Annotated in this window: 14 protein-coding genes; 9 read left to right on the top strand and 5 right to left on the bottom strand. The window is 69.4% G+C overall.

Annotation, left to right across the window (positions count from 1 at the left end):
- Positions 1 to 47: 47 nt before the first annotated feature.
- Positions 48 to 494: a DUF2550 domain-containing protein gene (locus tag R2S09_RS34585; protein ID WP_030170206.1), complete on the top strand. Its 447-nt coding sequence runs from the start codon at positions 48 to 50 to the stop codon at positions 492 to 494.
- Between the two features lie 73 nt (positions 495 to 567).
- On the opposite strand, the gene R2S09_RS34580 is transcribed toward R2S09_RS34585, so the two are convergent.
- A complete protein-coding gene (locus tag R2S09_RS34580; RefSeq protein ID WP_316745310.1) occupies positions 568 to 2,400 on the bottom strand; it encodes a glycoside hydrolase family 18 chitinase in 1,833 nt (610 codons plus the stop codon).
- Positions 2,401 to 2,640: 240 nt separating this feature from the next.
- Here R2S09_RS34580 and R2S09_RS34575 point away from each other — a divergent pair, with 240 nt between their 5' ends.
- The 4 genes from R2S09_RS34575 to R2S09_RS34560 all read left to right on the top strand — a co-directional run bounded on the left by R2S09_RS34575 (position 2,641) and on the right by R2S09_RS34560 (position 5,563).
- On the top strand, positions 2,641 to 3,336 hold the full coding sequence (locus R2S09_RS34575) for a response regulator transcription factor (RefSeq protein WP_316745309.1): 696 nt from the start codon (positions 2,641 to 2,643) through the stop codon (positions 3,334 to 3,336).
- Complete coding sequence (locus tag R2S09_RS34570; protein WP_316745308.1) at positions 3,333 to 4,838, top strand: HAMP domain-containing sensor histidine kinase; 1,506 nt, start codon at positions 3,333 to 3,335, stop codon at positions 4,836 to 4,838. The genes R2S09_RS34575 and R2S09_RS34570 overlap by 4 nt, the downstream gene beginning before the upstream one ends.
- An 81-nt stretch (positions 4,839 to 4,919) precedes the next feature.
- A complete protein-coding gene (locus tag R2S09_RS34565) occupies positions 4,920 to 5,333 on the top strand; it encodes a hypothetical protein (protein ID WP_316745307.1) in 414 nt (137 codons plus the stop codon).
- The gene (locus tag R2S09_RS34560; protein WP_306191913.1) at positions 5,333 to 5,563 is read left to right on the top strand and encodes a hypothetical protein; all 231 of its coding nucleotides are present in this window, start codon (positions 5,333 to 5,335) and stop codon (positions 5,561 to 5,563) included. The genes R2S09_RS34565 and R2S09_RS34560 overlap by 1 nt, the downstream gene beginning before the upstream one ends.
- 27 nt (positions 5,564 to 5,590) lie before the next feature.
- Here the strand turns inward: R2S09_RS34560 and R2S09_RS34555 are convergent, their stop codons facing one another.
- Both R2S09_RS34555 and R2S09_RS34550 read right to left on the bottom strand, forming a co-directional pair.
- Complete coding sequence (locus R2S09_RS34555; protein ID WP_306191914.1) at positions 5,591 to 6,163, bottom strand: cob(I)yrinic acid a,c-diamide adenosyltransferase; 573 nt, start codon at positions 6,161 to 6,163, stop codon at positions 5,591 to 5,593.
- A 74-nt stretch (positions 6,164 to 6,237) separates the two neighbouring features.
- The gene (locus R2S09_RS34550) at positions 6,238 to 6,651 is read right to left on the bottom strand and encodes an ATP-binding protein (RefSeq protein WP_316745306.1); all 414 of its coding nucleotides are present in this window, start codon (positions 6,649 to 6,651) and stop codon (positions 6,238 to 6,240) included.
- Between the two features lie 28 nt (positions 6,652 to 6,679).
- On the opposite strand from R2S09_RS34550, the gene R2S09_RS34545 reads away from it, so the two are divergent.
- Entirely contained in the window at positions 6,680 to 7,594 is a 915-nt protein-coding gene (locus R2S09_RS34545; protein ID WP_399145336.1) for a Scr1 family TA system antitoxin-like transcriptional regulator, read from the top strand.
- A complete protein-coding gene (locus tag R2S09_RS34540) occupies positions 7,591 to 7,779 on the top strand; it encodes a DUF397 domain-containing protein (protein ID WP_316745305.1) in 189 nt (62 codons plus the stop codon). The genes R2S09_RS34545 and R2S09_RS34540 overlap by 4 nt, the downstream gene beginning before the upstream one ends.
- Before the next feature lie 29 nt (positions 7,780 to 7,808).
- On the opposite strand, the gene R2S09_RS34535 is transcribed toward R2S09_RS34540, so the two are convergent.
- Both R2S09_RS34535 and R2S09_RS34530 read right to left on the bottom strand, forming a co-directional pair.
- Entirely contained in the window at positions 7,809 to 8,807 is a 999-nt protein-coding gene (locus R2S09_RS34535) for a L,D-transpeptidase family protein (RefSeq protein ID WP_316745304.1), read from the bottom strand.
- 185 nt (positions 8,808 to 8,992) lie between these two features.
- Complete coding sequence (locus R2S09_RS34530) at positions 8,993 to 9,538, bottom strand: hypothetical protein (RefSeq protein WP_316745303.1); 546 nt, start codon at positions 9,536 to 9,538, stop codon at positions 8,993 to 8,995.
- Between the two features lie 1,310 nt (positions 9,539 to 10,848).
- Between R2S09_RS34530 and R2S09_RS34525 the strand changes: the two genes are divergently transcribed.
- Positions 10,849 to 14,388 carry a DNRLRE domain-containing protein gene (locus tag R2S09_RS34525; RefSeq protein WP_316745324.1) on the top strand — a complete coding sequence of 1,180 codons (3,540 nt, stop codon included), beginning with the start codon at positions 10,849 to 10,851 and terminating at the stop codon, positions 14,386 to 14,388.
- Positions 14,389 to 14,489: 101 nt separating this feature from the next.
- Complete coding sequence (locus tag R2S09_RS34520; RefSeq protein WP_316745302.1) at positions 14,490 to 15,020, top strand: SMI1/KNR4 family protein; 531 nt, start codon at positions 14,490 to 14,492, stop codon at positions 15,018 to 15,020.
- The last annotated feature ends 276 nt before the right edge of the window (positions 15,021 to 15,296 follow it).

The following is a 15,296-nucleotide window of genomic DNA, read 5'->3' as shown; positions in this document are numbered from 1 at the left end:
GGTGTTTTTTCCGTTCCATTACCTAGGAGACGAGGAGGTCGGTATCGATGGTCCTCGCTCTGAGTGTGTGCGGGGTCGTGGTCGCGCTCGTGGTGGTGGGACTGTTCGTCTTCGGGCTGCGACGCAGGCTCATCCAGCGCTCCGGCGGCACCTTCGACTGCAGTCTGCGCTGGGACGTGGCGGAGAAGCCCGACACCAGCGGCAAGGGCTGGAGCTACGGCGTCGCCCGCTACAACGGCGACCGCGTGGAGTGGTTCCGGGTCTTCTCCTACGCCCCCCGCCCGCGCCGCACGCTGGAGCGCGCGTCGATCGAGGTGGCCGGCCGCCGGCTGCCCGAGGGCGAGGAGGAACTCGCCCTGCTGTCCGACGCGGTGATCCTCGTCTGTCTGCACCGGGGCACGCGCCTGGAACTGGCCATGAGCGAGGACGCCCTGACCGGATTCCTGGCCTGGCTGGAGGCGGCCCCGCCCGGACAGAGGGTGAACGTCGCGTAGGCCACCGGCACTCATGACGGAGCTCCCCCGGACCAGGTCCGGGGGAGCTCCGTGTTTCCGGGGCCTGGTCTCCTTATGACAGGCCGCTGCTGAGGGCGCTCACCAGTTCACCGTTGCCGGTGTCACCGCTGAACTCCCAGAAGAACGCGCCGCCGAGGCCCTGGCTGTCGGCCCAGGCCATCTTCGACTTGATGGTGGCCGGGGTGTCGTAGGACCACCAGTTGCTGCCGCAGTGCGCGTAGGCCGTACCGGCGATGGTGCCGGTGACCGGGCAGGCCGTCTTGAGCACGTGGTAGTCCTCGATGCCCTGCTCGTAGGTGCCGGCCGCCGGGCCCGTGGCGGTGCCGCCCGGGGCGTCCTGGGTGACGCCGGTCCAGCCGCGGCCGTAGAAGCCGATGCCGATGAGCAGCTTGTTCGCGGGCACGCCCTGGGCCTTGAACTTGGCCATCGCGTCGGCGGTGGTGAACCCGGCCTTCGGGATGCCGTTGTAGGACGTGAGCGGGGAGTGCGGAGCGGTCGGGCCCTGCGCGTCCCAGGCGCCGAAGAAGTCGTACGTCATCACGTTGTACCAGTCGACGTAACTCGAGGCACCGGCGTAGTCGGTCGCGTCGATCTTGCCGCCGGCCGAGCCGTCCGCGGTGACGGCGGCGGTGACCAGCTCGTTGCCGAACTTGGCGCGCAGCGCGGCCATCAGGTTCTTGAAGGCCGCCGGGCCGCTCGAGTCGCAGCTCAGACCGCAGGCGTTCGGGTACTCCCAGTCGATGTCGATGCCGTCGAAGACGTCCGACCAGCGCGGGTCGTGCACCAGGTTGTAGCAGGACTGGGCGAAGGCCGCCGGGTTCTTGGCCGCGTCGCCGAAGCCGCCGGACCAGGTCCAGCCGCCGAAGGACCAGATCACCTTGATGTTCGGGTACTTGGCCTTCAGCTCGCGCAGCTGGTTGAAGTTGCCGCGCAGCGGCTGGTCCCAGGTGTCGGCGACGCCGCTGACGGACTGGTCGGCGGTGAACGCCTTGTCGTAGTCGGCGTAGGAGTCGCCGATCGCGCACTGGCCGTTGGTCACGTTGCCGAAGGCGTAGTTGATGTGCGTGATCTTCGACGCGGAGCCGGACGTCACCAGGTTCTTGACGTTGTAGTTGCGGCCGTAGATGCCCCACTCGGTGAAGTAGCCCATCTTCACCTTGCCGCCGGTGGGCGGCGGGGTGGTCGTGCCGCCGGTGGTGTGCACGGCGACCGATCCGCTGACCGGGCCGGTCTGGTCGGCGGTGTCGCGTGCCTGGACGGTGTAGGAGTAGTCGGTGCCGGCGGTCAGACCGCTGTCTGTGTACGAGGTCGTCGTCACGGTGGCGACCGTCCTGCCGTCACGCAGGACGTCGTAGTTCTTGATGCCCTTGTCGTCGGTGGCCGCGCCCCAGCTGAGCTTCACCGAGGTGTCGGTGATGGAGGAGGCGGTCGGGGTGCCCGGCGCGGAGGGCGGGTTGTCGCCCGGGACGGTCGTGCCGCCGTCGCAGCTGCCGCCGTTGACCAGGCAGTTGCTCGGAGCGCCGGAGCCGGTGCCGTTGAAGCCGAAGGAGACCGAGGCGCCGGGGGCGATGGAGCCGTTGTACGACTTGTTCTTCGCGGTCCAGTGGGTGCCGGAGGACGTGACGTCGGCGTCCCAGGCGGAGGTGACGGACGTTCCGGAGGGGAAGTCCCACTCGATCGTCCAGGAGCTGATCGAGGTGGTACCGGTGTTCTTGACGGTCCACTTGCCCTCGAAGCCGGTGCCCCAGTCCTGGGTCTTGGCGTAGGTGGCGGTGGCCGAGGTCGCGTCGGCGGCGGCCTGGGCGTGGCCCGAGAGCCCGACCAGTCCGGCCAGGGGGAGCAACAGGGTCGCGAACCCTGCCGCGGCTCTGTGTCTGAAGCGCATACCGCGCCTCCCTTGTCGGGGGGATTATCGGTTATTGTCAGGAGCATGACTGAGCCATCACGCCCGCGGTGCTGCGAGCGTAGAAAGGTCTGGACCATAGGTCAATAGGTCTGGACCAGTGTCCGCAGGTTCGGCCGGATCCCCAACTCCCGTGCGTGGGCGGCCCGTACGGGAAAGCCCCCGGCCGGAGCGGCCGCGCTCCGCGAGGGTCGTACGCTGACCGGGCGATGAGGAGGGCGGATGTCGGATGCCGGGCGGGCCGGGGACGTGCTGGTCGTCGACGACGACGCGGCGATACGTCGCTCACTGGAGCGGGGGCTGCGGCTGAGCGGGTTCGCGGTGCGCAGCGCGGGCGGCGGGGCCGAGGCGCTGGAGGCCATCGGGCAGGCGCCGCCGGACGTGCTGGTCCTGGATGTGTCGATGCCCGGGATGAGCGGCATAGAGGTGTGCACCCGGCTGCGCGCGGCCGGCCAGGACGTGCCTGTGCTGATGCTCTCCGCGCTGGACGAGACCGCCGACCGCATCGCCGGGCTCCAGGCGGGCGGTGACGACTACCTGGTCAAGCCGTTCGCGTTGCAGGAACTGGTGCTGCGGCTGCGCGCGCTGCTGCGCCGCCGGCCGCCCGCCGGCCGTGAGGTGCTGTGCGTGGCGGGCCTGGTGATCGACCCGGCGGCGCGCACCGCCGAGCGCGACGGGCGGGCGCTGGAGCTGACCCGGCGTGAGTTCGAGCTGCTGGAGGTGCTCGCCCGCAACGCCGGGCTGGTCCTCACCCGCGACCAGCTCCTGGAGCGGGTGTGGGGCTACGACTTCGACGTCCGCACCGACACGGTCGACACCTTCGTCAGCTACCTGCGGCGCAAGCTGGAGGCGGACGGGCGGCCCCGGCTGGTCCACACCGTGCGCGGGGTCGGCTTCGTCCTGCGGGAGGCGCCGTGAGGCTCTCCACCCGTATCGGCCTCGCCGTCGGCTGCACCGTCCCGCTGCTGGTGGCGGCCTCCGGCTGGCTGCTGCTGCACCTGGTCGCCCGCGACCTGCACCGCGTGGAGGACGACCACCTGCGCCGCCGGGCCGCCGCGATCGCCCCGGACGCCCGCGCCCTGCTGCGCGCCACCCGCAACGGCCGCCCCAAGGCCGCCGACACCAGGGAACGGCAGCTGTTCAGCTCCGCCCTCGACGTCGGCGTACGCGTCGTCGCCCCGGACGCCACCTTCAGCGGCGGACCCCAGCCCGGCCCCTCGGTGCGCCTGCCCGACCAGGCCTCCGGGCCGGTCACGCTCCGCGCCGGCGGGCGCGGTTGGCGCGCCCTGTCCCGGCCGCTGAAGGGCCCCGCGACCTCCGGCACCCTGTGGGTGTTCTCGCCGGACACCGCCGACCGGGCCCAGCTGAAGGCCGTACGCCGGCGCGTCGTCCTGACCGCGCTGCTCGCCGCGCCGCTGTCCGGGCTGCTCGCCTGGGGCCTGGCCGGCAGTGCCGGCGCGCCCCTGCGCCGCCTCACCCGCCGCACCGCCGGACTCGACCCGCGCACCTCCGCCGCCCGGCTCGACCACCGGCCGACCGGTGTCACCGAGGTCGACGAGCTCGCGGCCACCGTGCGCACCGTCCTCGCCCGCTACGACGAGCAGGCCGCCCGCACCGCCGAGGCCCTCGACACGGCCCGCTCCTTCTCCTCCGCCGCCGCCCACGAACTGCGCACCCCGCTGATGAGCATGGGCACCAACCTCGACATCCTCGCCGGCCACCCCGACCTGCCCGAACCGGACCGCACCGAGGTCCTCACCGACCTCGGGCGTGAGCACGCCCGGCTGCTCGGCCTGCTGGTGATGCTGCGCGAGCTGGGACGCGGGGACCTGGTGGAGGCGGACGCGCTGGGGACGGTGGACGTCTCCGAGGTCGCCGACGCCGCCGTGGCCGAGGCCCGGCGCCGCGCCCCGGACGCCGGGATCACCCTGGACGCCCCGCCCGGCCTCGCGGTGCACGGCTGGGAGCCGGGGCTGCGGCTGCTGCTGGACAACCTGCTCGGCAACGCCCTGGCCCACGGCCGGGACGGCCATGGCCGGGCCCGGGTGGCCGTCGGGGTGCGCGGGGCGGGGGACCAGGTGGTGGTCACGGTGGACGACCAGGGGCCCGGCGTACCGCCCGAGGCCCGGGAACGGATCTTCGAGCGGTTCCAGCGGGGCCCGGACAGTGCCGGCTCCGGACTCGGGCTCACCCTCGTCGCCCAGCAGGCGGCGCTGCACCGGGGCAACGTCACCGTCACGGACGCGCCCGGCGGCACGGGGGCGCGCTTCGAGGTACGGCTGCCCTCGGGCGGCAGCCCGGGTGGCGGCTCCGACGGCGGTGAGCTGCCCGGCCGACGGGACTGGCTGATCGGCACGGCGGGAGCGGCCGGCACAGCCGGGACGAACCGGTCCCAGAGTTTCCCCAAAGTCCGTCCCTAGCCTGCGTCGCACCGGACGGACGAGGGACGACACCCTCGTCCGGCCACGCACGAGAACGCATGCGAACGAACGGAGAGGCAGATGGACGCACGACGACGGACGCGCACGCTGCTCGCGGGACTCGCCGTGACGGCGGTCCTCGCGGGCACCACAGGCGCGGCGGCGGCCGAGAGCGCCCCGGCGCCCGGGCCCACCGGCGACGGCGCGCACGCCCTGTGCAAGCGGGTGCCGAAGCTCGACCGGCGGATCGACCGGGCCCTGAAGCGGCTGGACGCGGGCGTCGGCACCCGAGGCTCGGTGTCGCGGCTGCAGAAGCGTGTGGACAACGCCAAGGAGGCGGGCCACACCGAGATCGCCACCTTCCTCCAGGACCGCCTGAACCACCGCACATCGCTGCGTACCGACCTGGAGCAGCGCAAGAAGGACCTGGCGGCGGTGAAGACCTGGTGCCAGGCCAACGACAACGGCAAGAGCACGAACGAGAAGGGGAGCTGATGCGCGCCCGGCGGACGGCCGTCGTGGCGGCGGCCCTGCTGGTGGGCCTCACCGCGGGGTGCGCCGGCCACGGGGGTACGGCCCCGAAGGCGGCGCCGTCCGGATCCGCCTCGTCCGCCGCGCCCTCGGGCTCTCCCTCCGGCTACGCGGACATGCAGAAGAAGGTGGACGCCGCCGAGTCCGCGGTGGCCGCCGCCGACCGGGACGCGGCGAGCGACGACGACCGCTGAGGCGGGGCGGCCGGGCGGGAATCGGGGCTAACGCTCCCCGCCCGGCACCCACAGCACGTCACCGGTCTCCTTGTTCGCCGTCCGGGCCAGGATGAACAGCAGGTCGGACAGGCGGTTGAGGTAGGTCGCGGTGAGCGGGTTCATGATCTCGCCGTGCACCTCCAGCGCCGCCCACGTCGAGCGCTCGGCCCGCCGCACCACCGTGCACGCCTGGTGCAGCAGCGCCGCGCCGGGCGTACCCCCGGGCAGGATGAAGGACCGCAGCTTCTCCAGCTCCGCGTTGAACCGGTCGCAGTCCGCCTCCAGCCGGTCGACGTAGAACTGCTCGACCCGGAGCGGCGGGAACTCGGGGTTCTCCACCACCGGCGTGGCCAGGTCCGCCCCCACGTCGAACAGGTCGTTCTGCACGCGGACCAGGACCTTCACGATCTCCTCGTCGAGCCCGCCCAGCGCGATCGCCGTACCGATCACCGCGTTCGCCTCGTTGGCGTCGGCGTACGCGGAGATGCGCAGATCGGTCTTGGCGACCCGGCTCATGTCACCGAGGGCGGTGGTGCCCTTGTCGCCGGTCCTGGTGTAGATACGCGTCAGATTGACCATGCGGCCAGCGTAGTGAGGCCCTGGCCGTACGGCACACCGATGTGCCCACGGTCACGCCGCCCCCGGGGCCCTCCTCACGACCTCGCGAACTCGCACCACACCACCTTTCCGGGGCTGCGCCCGCCCACCCCCCACTTGTCCGCCAGCTCCGCCACCAGCAGCAGCCCGCGGCCGCCCTCGCCCGGCTCCCCGGCGTCCGGCCGCGGGACGGCCGGCACGCCGTCCCCGCTGTCGTGGACCTCCACCCGCAGGCCGCCGCCGTCGTCGTACGGCAGCAGCCGCAGCAGGAAGCCACGGCCGGGCGGTGCGCCGTGCACCAGGGCGTTGGTGGCCAGTTCGCTGACGCACAGCAGGACGTCGTCCGCGCGGCCGGTCAGCTTCCAGTCGGCCAGCGCCTCGCGCGCGAAGGCGCGGGCGGCGGGCACGGACCGGCGCTCGCGCCGGTAGAAACGCTCACGTGGGGAGGGGAGTCGGGTTTCGGTGTTCACCTGACGAGAGTCACGCTCCGTGTCCATCATGGAACAGAGCGCATATCCGTACGGCCGGACCGTACGGCTGCGCGCCGGTGAACGTACGCACGCGGGTGGGGAGTTCGGCCGCATGGGCACCACGACACGGTCACGGACGCGCAGGAACGCCTCGGCGATGAAGATGGTGGGCGCGCTGCTCGCCGTCTTCCGCGAGGCCGCCGGGTACACGCAGCGGACGCTCGCGGAACGGTTCTTCGTCAGCGAGCAGCAGATCGCGTCGATCGAGCAGGGGCGACGGCCGCTGAAGCCGGATCTCGCCGAGCAGCTCGACGGACTCCTGGGCACCAAGGGGGCGCTGAGCGAGGCGCTGAAGTACATGCCGGAGGTGGATCTGGTACCGCTGTGGGCGGAGGAGTATCTGGACCGGGAGCGGGAGGCTGTCGCGATTTCGTGGTACGAGAGCCTGTTGGTGCCTGGTCTGCTCCAGACCGAGGAGTACGCGCGGGCCGTCTTCCGCGGCCGTGTTCCGGTTTATGACGAGGACGAGCTTGAGCAGTTGGTGGCGGCGCGCACAGAGCGCCGGGGGATCCTGCACCGCAAGGTGCCGCCGATCACGAGCTTCGTGATCTGGGAGGCGGCGCTGAGGGATCATCTGGGCGGCAGGGATGTGTACGCCGAGCAACTGCGGCATCTACGTGAGTACGCCGACCTGCCCGGTCTCGTGTTGCAGATTCTCCCGTTGGGTCGCACCTCGCATGCAGGACTCGCAGGGCCGTTCATTCTGTTGGAGACGCCTGAGCACCAACGACTTGCCTATGTCGAGACCCAGCGCGGCAGTCAACTGATCGCGGATCCGGCCGAGGTGGCGATCCTCAACCAGAAATATGCGATGCTGCGAACGCAGGCCCTCACAGCTGAGGACACCAGGGACCTGCTGGACCGTCTTCTGGGAGAAGCATGAGCGGCACCGCACTTGAGTGGTTCAAGTCGAGCTACAGCAGCGAGGAGGGCGGTGCCTGCCTCGAAATTGCCGCCCACCCCACCGCCATCCACCTCCGGGACTCCAAGACCCCCGAGGGCCCGCACCTCACCGTCGCGCCCGCCGCCTGGTCGGCGTTCCTGGAGTTGGCCGCGCGGCCGGAGTAGCGCTCACGGCCCCCGGCCGTACAGGACTGTCAGCCGATGGCGATGCGCGGGTGGGCGCCGGGCTGGATCCAGCCCATGATCCGGTCCATCGTGGCCCGCGGCACCGACACACAGCCGGCGGTCGCGCCGGACCCGTTGACGTGCAGGAAGATCCCAGCCCCGCGACCCGGTGTGGCGGGCCACCGGTTGAAGTTGATGACGAGGGCCTTGGCGTACTGGGTGGGGTAGTTGATCAGGTGTTCGCTGCCCCGGTCGCCGGACTCGGTGAGCGGGAAGTCCGCGCCGGCCTCGCCGTGCATGGAGTTGTAGTACTTCGACTCGGGGTCCTCCACCCACCAGTCGTCGGAATTGACCACGTGGTACGGCATGCTCGTACCGCTCGCCGCCACGCCGAACCCCTCGGTGATCGTGTACGTGCCCGAGGGTGTCGTCCACGTCCCCTGCTGCCGGGTCGCCCCGTTCGTCACACCGTTGGACCCGACCCGCCCGGCGCTCGTGCTGAACTGCGCCTTCCACCCGGCCGAACCCTTGGCCCAGGCGGTGACCGTGGCGTACGAGCCGCTGGCCTTGACCGTGATCAGCTGCGTGGCGTTGCCGACGTCGGCCGGGACGGAGAAGTCCGGGGCACTGCTCCCGCCCGAGCTCTGCCCGCTGCCGCTTCCGGAGCCGGTACCGGACCCGCCCTCGGTTCCGGCGGCTTCCGTCACACTGCCACTGCCGCTGCCGGCGCCCGCCTTGGTGGAGCCCGCGGCGCCGGATGCGCTCGTGCTCGGAGAGGCGCTGCCGCTCGCCTTGGCAGAGGCAGAGGCGGAGACCGAAGCGGACGCGGAAGCGGACGCGCTCGGAGACCCACTCGCCGAAGAACTCGCGGGCGCCGAGGTGTCCTGCGCGTCCGCCGCCACCTGTTCGGACCCGGTGTCGCCGCCGTCCTTCCCGCAACCGGAGGCGACGAGCAGCGCCCCTGAGACGGCCGCGGCGACGACGAGCCGACGGGAACGTACGGACAGTGCAGAGAATTCGGGCAGCACGAAGGAACCCTTCGTCGGGAACGGGCACGAACACGGGCGAGGGCATACAACCAGCACACACTGGCGCAGAGGCCCCACAGGCCCCGCGAAACCGGCCCGGTTATACAGCAGCAGAGCGTCCGATTGCCACCCCGGGAACAATTCGGACGAAGGGGGCGCAGGGCGGCCGTGCGGCGCAGCTCAGCTCACGACGCGTCGGGGCGGGGCAGGGCGGCAGAGCAGGTGGCGCGGCCGAAGGTGCCGGTGGCGGTGGCGCTTTGGATGTGCTGTCCGCGGATGGCGAGGCTGCAGCGGGCGGTGCCGCCGTGCTGGTCGAGGACGATGCTGATGGTGGGGTTCTGGCCGAGGGGGACGTCGACGGTGGTGTGCCAGGGCAGGTGGGCGTGGCGGACGACGGTGGCTTTCCCGGTCTCGTCGCGGGCCTGGTAGGTGAGGTCGGCGGTGCCGGTGCCGGTGACTTCGTAGGTGACGGGGGCGGTGGGGGCGGGGGGCTGCTTGGCCTTGCCGTCTCCGTGGCCGGTGTCGAGGACGCCGTAGAGGACCAGTCCGGCGCAGGCGGCGAGGACGGCGCCGGCAGTGATCAGGGCGGCGCGGTCGGGGCGCCGGGAGCCTGATCCGCCGGGCGGCGCGGATGACGTCTCCGGCGTTCCTGGTGTCTCCGATGTTTCCGGTGTTTCCGCAATCTCGGACATCTCCGCCGTCATCTGCGATGTCGGCTTCTCCTCACCCATGAACTTTCCCCTGCATTCGGACGACCGGAAAACAAACCGGCCGCGAAACGGAATATCGAAGCGTGTCCGTCCGGCGCGCTCCACCGCCGGAACCGGGCCCTTATACACGATGCCGGGTGACGATTTCCAGCGGCCGGACAAATTGGACGCCGGTATCGGGCAGACACTGATATGTGCGAATTGCGAGTTCACTTGACGTGGCGCCACTTGGCTGATTAGAACCGCGGCGCCGCTCCTCTGACCTGCCCTGACGGTAGGTCAGAAGCGTTTAAAGGTGGCACGTTTATGACGTCAGAGAGTTGAAAAGGGGTGCGGTGAGACCCAGATTTGGCACGCTGATCGCGTGCCTGGTGGTTTCCGCGGTGACGAGTACCGCATTGCCCCAGGCCGCATATGCGACGTCCGGATCCGATGGCGGCGGTGGCAAGGGAATTGTCGATACCGTCAAGGGATGGTTCACGGACGACGACCACACATTGGACAAGCCGCCGTCGCATGACGAGCTCGGTGTCGCGGACCGGCAGAAGCTGCCGAAGGGCAAGGCCGAACCGAAGGCGAAGCGGGTCAAGGAGCTGACCGGGCGGCGCACGTCGAGTGCGCGGTTCTGGCAGTTGTCGGACGGCCGGGTGCAGGCGGAGCTGTCCGCTCAGCCCACCTCCTACCGGGATCCGAAGTCGAAGGCGTGGAAGGCGATCGACACCTCGGTGCGCGCCTTTGGGGCCAAGGGCTTCGAGTTCGCGAACACCACCAACGAGGGCCGCAGCTGGTTCGGGGCGGACACCGGGAAGCTGGTGCGGTTCCAGGCACCGGACGGGCGCGCGGTCACCCTCGGGCTGGACGGCGTGGGCAAGAAGCTGGCCCCGCATGTCAAGGGCTCGACGGTCTCCTACGACGACACCGCGCACGGTGCGAAGCTGGCGTACGAGGTCGGTCCCGGGCGGGTGAAGGAGAACATCACCCTGGCCGAACCGCCCACGGGCCCGCTGAAGTTCACCTTCACCCTGGATGCGGACGGGCTGACCCCGAAGGCGCGCAAGGACGGCTCGATCGCGCTGTACGGGGAGCTGCCGCACACGCCGGTGATGGTGATCCCGGCGCCGTTCATGACGGACGCGGCCAAGCCGAACGACTCCGTCTTCGGCCGGACCTACAGCCGCAAGGTCAGCCAGAAGCTGACCCGGGACGGCAAGGCGTGGAAGATCACCGTCACGCCGGACGCGGGCTGGCTGGCGGCGAAGGAGCGCCAGTACCCGGTCGTCATCGACCCGACGATCACGATCGCGCCGTCGCCGACGGACGCGCAGGACGCGATGGTCCTGGCCGAGGCGCCGACGACGAACTACGGGCAGTCGTGGAAGCTGTCGGTGGGCCGTACCTCCTCGGGTGCGGCGCGGTCGTTGATCAAGTTCCCGCTGTCGGAGATCCCGTCGGGCACGACGATCGATTCGGCCCGGCTGGAGATGTACTACGACAACATCCACACCACCGGTGGGACGGATGTGCCGATCGAGGTGCAAGAGGCCACCGGTGCCTGGGACGAGGCGACGGCGACCTGGGACAACACCAGCTCGCTGGTGGGTGCGCTGTCGGGGACGACGGTGCAGGTGGACGACGGGGACGCCGGGACGACGGCGGCTTCGGGCACCTGGCCGGCCTCGGGTTCGTCGCTGACGCAGTACGCCATCGGCTCGGACTACCGCTACAACAAGGACTCCGTCGCCGGGGACACCTACACCTTCCAGCCCAGGCTGCCGGAGGCCGACTCCTACCGGGTGGACGTGCACTATGTGCCGGCCACGGACCGGGCCACCGACGCGCCGTTCACGGTGACCGGCTCCGGCGGCTCCACCACGTACACGGTGGATGAGTCCTCCGGCTCCGGCGGCGTGTGGACGTCCCTGAACAGCGGCAACAAGATCGCCTTCGCCAAGGGCACGGCCGGGAAGGTCGTCCTCGGCGACGGGCCGGCCTCCACCTCGACCGCGGTGATCGCGGACGCGGTGCGCTGGGTGAACCCCGCCACGATCACCAAGTCCGTCGGCGCCTACAGCCAGTGGCACAGGTTCCCGGTCACCGACACCGTGCAGAAGTGGATCGACGGCACGGCCACGAACAACGGTTTCGTGCTCAAGACGACCGATGAGGCCAATGGTCCGCTGGGCGGCCCGCGGTATGAGGCGGGGGACGGCGACTACGGCGGTGAGACCTCCACGATCCCCCGGCTGACGGTGACCTACGGCAAGGTCGGCACCGAGCTGGACTCGCCGCAGGTGATCCACGCGACGGGTCCGGAGCTGTCGTGGAAGCCGTATGTGAACGACACCGGCGACAGCGGCAACGACATCGTGGAGTACCAGCTGCACCGCTCCACGCAGCAGGCGTTCACGCCGTCCGCCGCGACCCTGGTCGCCCCGATCGGCAAGGACGCGACCAGCTACACGGACACCACCGCCACCCCGACGCCGGACTCCTCCTCGGCGGAGATCGGCCGATCGTACTACTACCAGATCGTGGTGAAGACCAGGAGCGGTGAGCTGCTGGGCTCTCCGACCCGCGTGGTGGGTGTGCCGAAGGCGGGGCGGACGATGCGGCTGATCCAGGGCGCGTCGGAGGTGAAGGACACCACGCTGTCCTCCGGTCAGCCGACCAGCAACGAGGACACCCTGTCCATGTACGGCAAGGCGCAGCCGTGGCTGGAGGTGGGCAACAACTCCGCCACCTACGGCAAGGCCCGCGCCGCGCTGGGCTTCGACACCTCCGCCATCCCGGACACGGCGACCGTTCTGGAGTCGCGGCTGTTCATGTGGGGGGCGGAGACCACCACCGGCTCCAACGGGGCGATCTACGAACTCCACGGCCTGACCAAGGACTTCGACGAAACGTCGGCGACCTGGAACAACGCGACCTCGTCGACCGCCTGGAGCAGTGCGGGAGGTGACTACTCCGGCACCGTCTCCGACACCGTCGGGTCCGTCTCGGACGTGGGCCGGCACTGGTGGGACGCCACCAGCCTGACCCAGGGCTGGATCACCACGCCGTCGTCGAATCACGGCGCGCTGGTGAAGCTGCGCGACGAGTCCTCCACCGGTCCGCAGGAGCGCACGCTGTTCCTGTCCTCGGAGACCTCCGACTGGCAGCTCGGCCCGCTGCGGCGGGTGATCTACGTCGACTCCACGACCGCGAACTCGTACTACGCGCCGCAGACGCCGTCCCGGATGACCCCGAACTCCACCTACACGGTGGACTTCACGGTCACCAACACCACCAACGGTGCCTGGGCGGCGGGTGAGCGGGAGCTGTCCTACACCTGGAAGCTGCCCGACGGCACGGACGTGACCACCGGCGGCAACCAGGCCTCCACCGCGATACCCGCTCTCTCACCGGGCCAGTCGGCCACGATCCAGGCCACCGTCAACACGCCGATCAACTCCGACTCCGGCAACAAGCGCACGGACTATGTCCTCGGCTGGGATGTGCGCAAGGTCTCCGACGGCTCCTGGCTGTCGGTGACGAACACCTCGATCCAGCCGCTGAAGCAGAACGTGGCGGTGGAGGACCCCACCTCCAACACTCTCGGCCTGGAGAAGTTCTACTCCTACACCGGCAAGAACACCGGCGCCGGCTCCACGGTGATGAACAACCTGGCCTCCGGCAACAGCGTGTGGTCCTACAACGCCTTCTCCAACCCGGGCCGCGGACTGACCACCTTCGCGCGTTTCGCCTACAACTCCCTGGACACCTCCGACACCGTCTCGGGTGCGGGCTGGTCGATGCAGCTGGCCGGGCCGATCCGGCTCGGGGCACCGCTGGACTTCCACCCCAACCCCAACCCGACCGAGGTCAGGCTCCCGGACGGGGACGGCACCACACACGTTTTCACCAAGCAGGCGGACGGGACGTGGAAGGCCCCGGCGGGCGTCCACTACCAGCTGTCGTTCAAGACCGGCACCGACTGCACCCCGGACAAGGACAACACCCCGGACGCCTGGACGCTGCTGCGCCCGGACGGCACCCGGTTTCTGTTCGGCTGCGACGGCTACCTCACGTCCATCGTCGACAAGAACGGCAACACGCAGACGTACACGTACGCCGAGCGCAAGTCCAACAACAAGCCGACGAAGTTCCTGCAGTACATCACCGACCCGGCGGGCCGGCAGTCCCTGACGGCCGACTACTACAAGCAGCGCGACGCGTCGTACGAGTACATCGACGACACGGGCGCCAAGGTGACCGGCAGCAACCTGACCAACTCCAAGATCTACGACCACATCAAGTCGATCACGGACATCTCGGGCCGGAAGGTCTCCTTCTACTACACCGACAAGGGCCTGCTCGGGCAGTTCACCGACGGTGACGGCTCCTCGCAGCCGAAGACCTTCAAGTTCACCTACGACGCCACCCAGGGCAACAAGAACGTCAAGCTGGTCAAGGCGACGGACCCGCGTGGTCATGCGACGCAGCTGGCGTACTACGCCCCCCAGGCGGGTGACGACCCGAAGTACCACTGGTGGACGAAGACCATCACCGACCGCCTCGGTGGTGACACCGGCTTCGCGTACGCGGCGGACACGGCGAACAGCAAGTTCACCGACACCACGGTCACCGATGCCGAGTCGCACGCCACGCAGTATGTGACGGACGACTTCGGCCGCCCGGTGCAGACGACGAACGCCAAGTCCGAGACGACGAAGATGTCGTGGGACGCGGACAACAACGTCACGTACCTGGAGGAGGCCAACGGCGCCAAGACCGCGTACTGCTACGACGCCAAGACGGGCTACCCGCTCGCTGCTGGGATCCGAGCGCGGAAACAGATCACACCACCGGCGGTTTCTGGGATTTCCTCGTAGGCGTAGGAAAGGCCCTTGCTGACGCTGCTGATGCGATCGTCAATCAGACGATTTGGAATAGGGCCTCGTAACGGTTAGCGAATTAGGGCAGAGGGGTGCACATGGAGTGGGTTGATCGTCTGCTGGCTGCGACCGGGTGGGACGCGGAGCCTGCTGAGCTCGACTGGTCCGAGACAGAGGCCGCCTTGGGCACCCCTCTGCCTGCCGACTTCAAGGAGTTGCGTCGCCGCTTTGCGGCGTGGGGAAGTTTCAGTGACTACATCGTTCCGCTCAAAGTGCAGGATGGGAGCGAAACGGTGAAGGTTAATCATGAGTCAAGGCTACGCTCCGTGACTGGTAACCCTGACAGGCGCCGGTTGTACAAGTCGTACGGCCTGTTCGGGGACAGCGGTGCCACCAAGGGATTGCTCCAGTGGGGCTATTCCTTGATCGAGGACGAGTATTACTGGTTGGCCGACGCGTCGGTCGATCCTTCGAACTGGCCCGTAGTGGCGCGTGAAGATCCACTGGAGCCGTTTCACCAGTTCGACATGACGGCTTCGGAGTTCATTTACCGAGTCCTCAAGGATCCAGAATTCGAGCCGTTCACCGTGGCGCCAAGGATCGAAACACCCTACTACCGTGCCTACTGACTCGGACCTCAACTGGTTATGCAACGCTACCCGGCCTTCCAGGAAAACCCGGCCTACCGGAAGCTGCTCGACATGGTGGAAGAATTGAAGGCGTCGTAGACGAGCTGGACTCTTCAAAGAGGCTTAGGCCTTGACTACCTGAGCACGGCCGGCCGCACACCGCAAGGAGTGAGCACAGGGTCGCACGGTGAAAAACCTGCCATGCAGTGCATAGGCAGCACTGTGCGGCCCCTGCCGCGCTGTCAGCGCGGAATCACTGTTCTAAAGGTGTTCTAG

Origin of the sequence: Streptomyces sp. MK7, from assembly GCF_032658145.1 — a bacterium.
In the GTDB taxonomy this organism is placed as follows: Bacteria; Actinomycetota; Actinomycetes; order Streptomycetales; family Streptomycetaceae; genus Streptomyces; species Streptomyces spiralis.
The sequence above is the reverse complement of the archived record's forward strand: the minus strand, read 5'-3'. Positions and strand labels throughout refer to the sequence as shown.

Bases quoted from the DNA above. Each gene is read 5' to 3' on its own strand.
- R2S09_RS34520 (WP_316745302.1), top strand. From the start codon at position 14,490: ATGGAGTGGGTTGATCGTCTGCTGGCTGCGACCGGGTGGGACGCGGAG.
- R2S09_RS34545 (WP_399145336.1), top strand. From the start codon at position 6,680: ATGGAACAGAGCGCATATCCGTACGGCCGGACCGTACGGCTGCGCGCC.
- R2S09_RS34560 (WP_306191913.1), top strand. From the start codon at position 5,333: ATGCGCGCCCGGCGGACGGCCGTCGTGGCGGCGGCCCTGCTGGTGGGC.
- R2S09_RS34525 (WP_316745324.1), top strand. From the start codon at position 10,849: ATGGTCCTGGCCGAGGCGCCGACGACGAACTACGGGCAGTCGTGGAAG.
- R2S09_RS34555 (WP_306191914.1), bottom strand. From the start codon at position 6,163: ATGGTCAATCTGACGCGTATCTACACCAGGACCGGCGACAAGGGCACC.
- R2S09_RS34565 (WP_316745307.1), top strand. From the start codon at position 4,920: ATGGACGCACGACGACGGACGCGCACGCTGCTCGCGGGACTCGCCGTG.
- R2S09_RS34585 (WP_030170206.1), top strand. From the start codon at position 48: ATGGTCCTCGCTCTGAGTGTGTGCGGGGTCGTGGTCGCGCTCGTGGTG.
- R2S09_RS34580 (WP_316745310.1), bottom strand. From the start codon at position 2,400: ATGCGCTTCAGACACAGAGCCGCGGCAGGGTTCGCGACCCTGTTGCTC.
- R2S09_RS34575 (WP_316745309.1), top strand. From the start codon at position 2,641: ATGTCGGATGCCGGGCGGGCCGGGGACGTGCTGGTCGTCGACGACGAC.
- R2S09_RS34530 (WP_316745303.1), bottom strand. From the start codon at position 9,538: ATGGGTGAGGAGAAGCCGACATCGCAGATGACGGCGGAGATGTCCGAG.
- R2S09_RS34540 (WP_316745305.1), top strand. From the start codon at position 7,591: ATGAGCGGCACCGCACTTGAGTGGTTCAAGTCGAGCTACAGCAGCGAG.